The sequence below is a fragment of the Micromonospora sp. AMSO1212t genome, assembly GCF_008868145.1.
Lineage (GTDB): Bacteria > Actinomycetota > Actinomycetes > Mycobacteriales > Micromonosporaceae > Micromonospora > Micromonospora tulbaghiae.
The window spans coordinates 49,043-55,739 of record NZ_WBKS01000022.1 but is presented as its reverse complement, the minus strand read 5'-3'; the positions used below and the strand labels follow the sequence as shown (position 1 = coordinate 55,739).

The 6,697-nt window shown below is 74.0% G+C and carries 5 protein-coding genes; 4 read left to right on the top strand and 1 reads right to left on the bottom strand.

The window, feature by feature from the left end; translation table 11 throughout:
• The first annotated feature begins 17 nt into the window (after nucleotides 1–17).
• Nucleotides 18–416 (top strand): PH domain-containing protein, encoded by a 399-nt coding sequence (locus F8279_RS09060; RefSeq protein WP_151499656.1) that lies wholly within the window; start codon nucleotides 18–20, stop codon nucleotides 414–416.
• Here F8279_RS09060 and F8279_RS09055 read toward each other — a convergent pair.
• Nucleotides 410–1,336 (bottom strand): 2-hydroxyacid dehydrogenase, encoded by a 927-nt coding sequence (locus tag F8279_RS09055; RefSeq protein ID WP_151499655.1) that lies wholly within the window; start codon nucleotides 1,334–1,336, stop codon nucleotides 410–412. The genes F8279_RS09060 and F8279_RS09055 overlap by 7 nt on opposite strands.
• A gap of 145 nt (nucleotides 1,337–1,481) precedes the next feature.
• On the opposite strand from F8279_RS09055, the gene F8279_RS09050 reads away from it, so the two are divergent.
• The 3 genes from F8279_RS09050 to F8279_RS09040 all read left to right on the top strand — a co-directional run bounded on the left by F8279_RS09050 (nucleotide 1,482) and on the right by F8279_RS09040 (nucleotide 6,216).
• The gene (locus tag F8279_RS09050) at nucleotides 1,482–3,287 is read left to right on the top strand and encodes a SpoIIE family protein phosphatase (protein ID WP_091420212.1); all 1,806 of its coding nucleotides are present in this window, start codon (nucleotides 1,482–1,484) and stop codon (nucleotides 3,285–3,287) included.
• An 86-nt stretch (nucleotides 3,288–3,373) separates the two neighbouring features.
• The gene (locus tag F8279_RS09045; protein WP_151499654.1) at nucleotides 3,374–4,549 is read left to right on the top strand and encodes a sorbosone dehydrogenase family protein; all 1,176 of its coding nucleotides are present in this window, start codon (nucleotides 3,374–3,376) and stop codon (nucleotides 4,547–4,549) included.
• A 53-nt stretch (nucleotides 4,550–4,602) separates the two neighbouring features.
• Nucleotides 4,603–6,216 carry a metallophosphoesterase gene (locus F8279_RS09040; RefSeq protein WP_151499653.1) on the top strand — a complete coding sequence of 538 codons (1,614 nt, stop codon included), beginning with the start codon at nucleotides 4,603–4,605 and terminating at the stop codon, nucleotides 6,214–6,216.
• The last annotated feature ends 481 nt before the right edge of the window (nucleotides 6,217–6,697 follow it).

The window sequence follows — 6,697 nt, the reverse complement described above, 5'->3', positions numbered from 1 at the left end:
GGTGGGATCATCGGGGGGTGAGCCGCGCCGATACCGTCCGTTTCCGTCACAACCAGGCCATCCTGGTCGCCGCGATCGTCGCCTTCATCGGCGCGCTGCCCCTGGCCTCCGCCCGCTGGTGGCTGCTCTGGGTGCTGCTCGTGCCGCTCGCCGCCGCGGTCTGGGCGTGGCGGGCCGGCACCGACGCCGACGCCCGGGAGCTGCGGCTGCGGGCGCTCGTCGGGCAGCGCCGGGTGCCGTGGAACCGGGTCGCCGAACTCGCCGGTGACCCCAAGGGAAGGGCGGTCGCCCGGCTCGACGACGGCGAGGTCGTGGTGCTGCCGGCGGTACGCGCCACCGAACTGCCCCGGCTGGTCGCCGTCACCGGCCAGGAGCTACCGGACGCCGGCAACGATCAGCAAACCGGCGATCAGTAGCCGTCGACCACCCGGTTCGTCAGCTCCTCCCCGGCCACGTACCGGCGCAACTGCTCGCCCACCAGGCGGTACGCGCGGGGCAGCAGCCCGCGTACCGAGCCGGCGACGTGCGGGGTGAGCAGCACGTTCGGCAACTCCCACAGGGGATGGTCGGCGGGCAGTGGTTCCGGGTCGGTGACGTCCATCGCCGCGCGCAGGCGGCCCGAGGTCAGCTCGGCGACCAGCGCCGAGGTACGGGCCACCGGCCCCCGGGCCGCGTTGACGAGCAACGCGCCGTCCGGCATCGCGGCGAGAAAACGTTCGTCGACCATGCCCCGGGTCTGCTCGGTCAGCGGCACCAGCAGCACCACCACGTCCGCCTCCGGCAGCAGCGCGGGCAGCTCGTCGACCCCGTGCACGCCCTGGTCGGGGCGCGGCGTACGGGCCACGAGCGTGAAGCTCACCTCGAACGGGGCGAGCCGGTCGCGTACCGCGGTGCCGATCGAGCCGGCGCCGACGATCAGCACCCGCTTGCCGGCCAGCTCGTCGGTGGGCGCCACCTCGTCGTACGCCCACTCGCGCCGCGCCTGGGCGCGGGCCAGCGGCGCGAACCCGCGCAGCGAGGAGAGGATCGCGGCGACCACCCATTCGGCGGTGGGCGAGTCGTGCACGCCCCGGGCGTCACAGAGCGTCACGCCGTCGGGGATCCGTCCCACCCAGGCGTCCGCCCCGGCGGAGAGCAGTTGCACCACCTCGACGTCGGGCAGCTCGGCCAGGAGCGCTCCGGCGTCCGGGCCGGACAGGAACGGTGGCACCCAGAACCGCACCCCGGACGGGGACGACGGGAGCCGACGCGGGTCGTCCAGCAGCTCCACGGTGACGCCGGGCGGCAGCTCGCCGAGCAGCCGGCGGCCCTCCGAATGCGGGATCCATACCTTCACGACCGCCGACGATATCGGCCCCGGACCGGCCGGCGCGGCGTGACCCGTGACGAACACCGCGCCGGGAATGGAGTGGCGCCCCAGCGGGGTATAACCGAGGACGGAACGTCGGCCGGGCGTTCCCGGTTCCCGGGGGGCGATGGCGATGAGCGAGCACGGCCGGGGACGGGTGTCCGTGCCGATTCCGGCGCTCGCCGATCCCGACCGGTTGCGCTCACTCGACGAGACGCGGCTCGACGCCGTACCGGACGAGGCGTTCGACAGGTTCGCGCGGCTGGTCGGCGACCTGCTGGACGTACCCGTCGCACTCGTCTCCCTGGTGGACGCCGAGCGTCAGTTCTTCCCCGGAGCGACCGGCCTGCCGGAGCCGTGGGCGGCACGCCGGGAGACGCCGCTGAGCCACTCGTTCTGCCAGCACGTCGTCGACATCGAGATGCCGCTGGTGCTGCCCGACGCCCGCCTCTACCCCCGGGTACGCCTCAACCTGGCCATCGAGGACCTGGGCGTGGTCGCGTACGCGGGCATGCCGCTGACCGACCTGGACGGGCGGGTGCTCGGCTCGCTGTGCGCGATCGACAGCAAGCCCCGGGCCTGGACCAAGGAGCAGCTGCGGACGCTCGCCGACCTGGCCGCCGCGTGCTCCTCGGAGTTGCGGCTGCGCATCGCGCTCCGCGGCGCCGAGCAGGCCCGCCGCCGCGCGGAGGAGGCGCACGGCCGGCTCGCCATGCTGGCCGGGATGAGCGAGACGCTCGGGGGCACACTCGACGTGACCACGGCCGTCGACCGGCTCGGGCACGCGATGGTGCCGCTGCTCGCCGACTGGTGCCTGATCACGCTCGTCGACCCGGCCGGCCGGCCGCGCACCGTCACCGGCGTACACCGGGACGCCGAGCGCGAGGCCGACCTGGCCCGCTTCGCCGAGCTGCTGACCACCGGGCTCAGCGGGGAGTCGCAGATCCGGTCGGTGCTGCGTACCGGGCGGCCGGCGGTGCGCGCAGTGGCCGGCCTGGACGACGTGGCGCGCGGCACCACGCATCCGGACCTGGTGCCGCTCGCCGACCGGCTCGGCGTGGGTTCCCACCTGACCGTGCCGATCACCGCCGCCGGGGACCGGGTGATCGGGGCCGTCACGCTGGTCAACCGCCAGGGGCGGCGCGGTTTCGACGCGAGCGACCTGCGCACCGCGCAGGACATCGGGGTACGCGCCGGACAGGCGGTCGGCAACAGCCGCCTCTACGGCGAGCAGCGCCACGTCGCCGAGGTGCTCCAGCACAGCATGCTGCCCGCCCTGCCGGCCGTGCCGGGGATCGAGCTGGCCGCCCGCTACCTGCCGGCCGCCGACCGGGTGGAGGTGGGCGGCGACTGGTACGACGCCTTCGTCCAGCCCGACGGCGAGTTGATCGCCGCGATCGGCGACGTCGCCGGGCACGACATCGAGGCGGCGGCCACCATGGGCCAGTTGCGCAACCTGGTGCGCGGAAACGCGTACGGGCGTAACGACCCGGTGGAGGATCTGGTGGCCCACCTCGACCGGGCCATGGGCGGGCTGCGGGTGCCCACTGTCGCCACCGCCGTGCTGGCCCGGATCCGCCCGGCCGACGGCGCGTTGCGCGTCTCCTGGTGCAACGCGGGGCATCCGCCGCCGTTGCTGGTACGCGCCGACGGCACGGTCTCGGTGGCGGACGGTCGCGGGCCGCTGCTCGGCCTGGCCCGGCCGCCCCGGCGCACCGGCCGGACGCTGACCCTCGCCCCCGGCGACACGCTGCTGCTGCACACCGACGGGCTGATCGAGCGCCGGGACCAGCCGATCGACGAGGGGCAGGCCGACCTGCTCGCCCACCTCCGGGCCGGCGGGCCGGGCGTACCGCTGGACCTGCTCTGCGACCGGCTGCTCGCCGCCGCGCACCAGTGGGAGGACGACGTCGCTCTGCTCGCGCTGCGGGCCGGCTGAACCGGCACTCCCCCGAACGGCCGGACGCGGGCAGGCGTGCGCGCGACGCGCCCGGTTCGCCGGTCCGCCCGGCTAGGGTTGGGCGGGTGAGCCCGCGTCTTGCGTACCCCCGTGTCCGCCGCCTCCGGACGGCGCTGGCGGTGTCCTGTGCGGCGCTGCTGCTGGCCACCGCCGGTTGCGCCCTCGGCGAGCCCGAGCCGGACCCGGCCGGCGCGCCGCCCAACCTGCCGACACCGTCCGGCACCGCGAGTCCCGGCGGGGCCGGCCAGCAGGTGGTGGCCACCGTGCTGGCCAAGGGGCTGGAGGTGCCGTGGGGCATCGCGTTCCTGCCCGACGGCGGGGCGCTGGTGACCGAGCGGGACAAGGGACGGATCCTCCAGGTCGGCCCGGAGTCGGGCCCGGACGGGCTGGCCGTCCGGCCGGTACAGACCGTGCCGGACGTGGCCGCCGGCGGGGAGGGCGGTCTGCTGGGCATCGCGGTCTCCCCCGCGTACGCCCGGGACCGCACGGTCTTCGTCTACTACACGGCCGAGGACGACAACCGGATCGCGAAGATGCAGCTCGGGCAGGCGCCGGAGCCGATCCTGACCGGCATCCCGAAGTCGGGCACGCACAACGGCGGCGGGCTGGGCTTCGGCCCGGACGGCCACCTGTACGCCAGCACCGGGGACGCGGGGCGCACCGAGAACGCCCAGGACGCCAAGAGCCTCGGCGGCAAGATCCTGCGGATCACCCCGGACGGCAAGCCGGCGCCGGGCAACCCCACCGCCGGGTCGCCGGTCTGGTCGACGGGTCACCGCAACGTCCAGGGCTTCGCCTGGACGCCGGACAAGAAGATGTACGCGGTGGAGTTCGGCCAGAACACCTGGGACGAGATCAACCAGATCAACAAGGGCGGCAACTACGGGTGGCCCCGGGTCGAGGGGCGCGGCGACGACAAGCGCTACGTGAACCCGATCACGCAGTGGCCGACCGGTGACGCCTCCTGTTCCGGCCTGGCGGCGGCGGACCGTCTGCTCGTCGCCGCCTGCCTGCGTGGCCAGCGGCTCTGGCTGGTGGAGCTGGCCGGCAACGGCACCGTCCTCGGTCAGCCCCGCGACCTGCTCACCGGCCGGTACGGTCGGCTACGGGCCGTCGCGGCGGCGCCGGACGGCTCGCTCTGGGTGAGCACCTCGAACCGCGACGGGCGGGGTACGCCCACCGCCGAGGACGACCGCATCCTGCGACTCGTCTTCGCCGACGGGGGCGCCGGCCGGAGCTGATCCAGCCCACCGGGTTTGTCAAGATCGCTCAAGGGGCAGGTCAGGATCTCAGCATGGACGGGCACGAGAACGAACAGCACCGCACCGGGGACGAGACGTCTCCGGAGCGCGGGCGCGCCCGCCGCTGGACGGCATGGCGTCCCGGTCACCGGCTGCGCCGGCTGGGTGTCGTCCTGGCTCTGCTCGCGGTCACGCTCGGCGGCATCGTCGTCGGCACGTACGCGGGCGGCCACGTCGGCACCGACATCGGCCCGTTCCGGGCCGAGCTGAAGCTCAGCCCGTCGCTGTCCGGCGGCACGACCGTCGACATCCCGCCGCTGGGCGCGCTGCTGCTGGACAGCCACGACGGCCCGGCGTACCTGACCGTCGAGGTGGGTTCGCTCGACCAGGGGCGCACCGAGGCGCTCATCGACGACCCGGCCAGCATCAGCCGGGCCAGCCAGTCGGCGGTCCAGGACGTCCGCGACGGCGTGATGCGGCTCGGGCTGCGTACGCTCGCCTCGGTGGTGCTGGCCACGCTGATCCTGGCGGCGCTCGTCTTCCGGGACGTCCGGCGTACCGCGTGGGCCGGCGGCATGGCGCTCGTCATCACGGCCGGCAGCCTCGGGACGGCCGCCAGCACCCTACGCCCGCAGGCCATCGAGGAGCCCCGGTACGAGGGCCTGCTGGTCAACGCGCCGGCGATCGTCGGTGACGCGCGGCGGATCGCGAACGACTACACCAAGTACGCCGAGCAGCTCCAGCGGCTGGTCGGCAACGTCAGCAAGCTCTACACCACCGTCTCCGCCCTGCCCGTGGTGCAACCGTCGCCCGGCACCACCCGGGTGCTGCACGTGTCGGACATCCACCTCAACCCGACCGGGTGGCAGCTGATCCGTACCGTGGTCGAGCAGTTCGGCATCGACGTGGTGGTCGACACCGGCGACATGACCGACTGGGGCAGCGAGCCGGAGGCGTCGTTCGTCGGCTCGATCGGCCTGCTCAAGAAACCGTACGTGTTCATCCGCGGCAACCACGACTCGCCGCGCACCGCCGCCGCCGTGGCGCAGCAGCCGAACGCGATCGTGCTGAACAACTCGGTCACGACGGTCGGCGGCCTGACCATCGCCGGCATCGGCGATCCCCGCTTCACCCCGGACAAGGAGACCTCACCAGCCGGCAGCGGCCTCACCTCGGCCGTCGCCGACCAGGTGATCGGCGCCGGTGAACAGCTGGCCGCCACGATCGAGAAGTCGCCGCGCAAGGTGGACATCGCGCTCATCCACGACCCCGCCTCGGCGGGTCCGCTCTCCGGCACCTGCCCGCTGGTGCTCTCCGGGCACACCCACTCCCGGCAGGTGTCGAAGCTGCCGCAGGTCGAGGGCAAACAGCCGACCACGCTGATGGTGCAGGGCTCGACCGGCGGGGCCGGGCTGCGGGGCCTGGAGGGCGAGAAGCCGACCCCGCTGACCATGACGGTGCTCTACTTCGACCAGCAGAAGCTGCTCCAGGCGTACGACGAGATCACCGTGGGCGGCACCGGGCAGTCGCAGGTCAACCTGGAGCGGCACGTCATCCGCGACCCGGCCAAGGGCGACCAGGTGCCGGTCACCCCGACCCCGACCCGCGGCCCTTCGGAGTCGCCGTCGCCAGGTATGACGACCCTGAGCCCCACACCCACCAGCTGACCGTCCCGCGCCTGCTCCCGTTCTTCCCTGCTTCTCGCGGTCCCTCACGCCCGGCCCCTTGCCACGCGGGGCACCCGGTCACTCGGCGTCATGAAACTGTCGGGCACCGGGATGCCCCCCCCCGGCCTTTGCTCTGCACCCATCGGCGCGGCAGACACCGGGAGTAACCGCATGGGTGGCTGCAGAGCAGCGACACGGACCGCTTCACCCCAGCTCAGAAGGGGTGCTGCGGATATGGCTGCAGAGCAAAGGGGCCGCGAGGCAACCCCTTCGGCCGCGAGAGGCGGTTACTCCCCGCAACCGGATCGGCAGTGACGTTCCGTGAGGAACACTGCCTAGGCTCGACCGAGACGCGGACCGCCACGCCGGGGTCGAGCCGGGACAGCCCGGTTGCAGGACACACCGGGGCCGAGCGGCCGAGGCGCGCACGGAGGCCGGACCTCACCGCGAGGTCCGGGGCCGCCCGGGGTGCCCGGCGGCC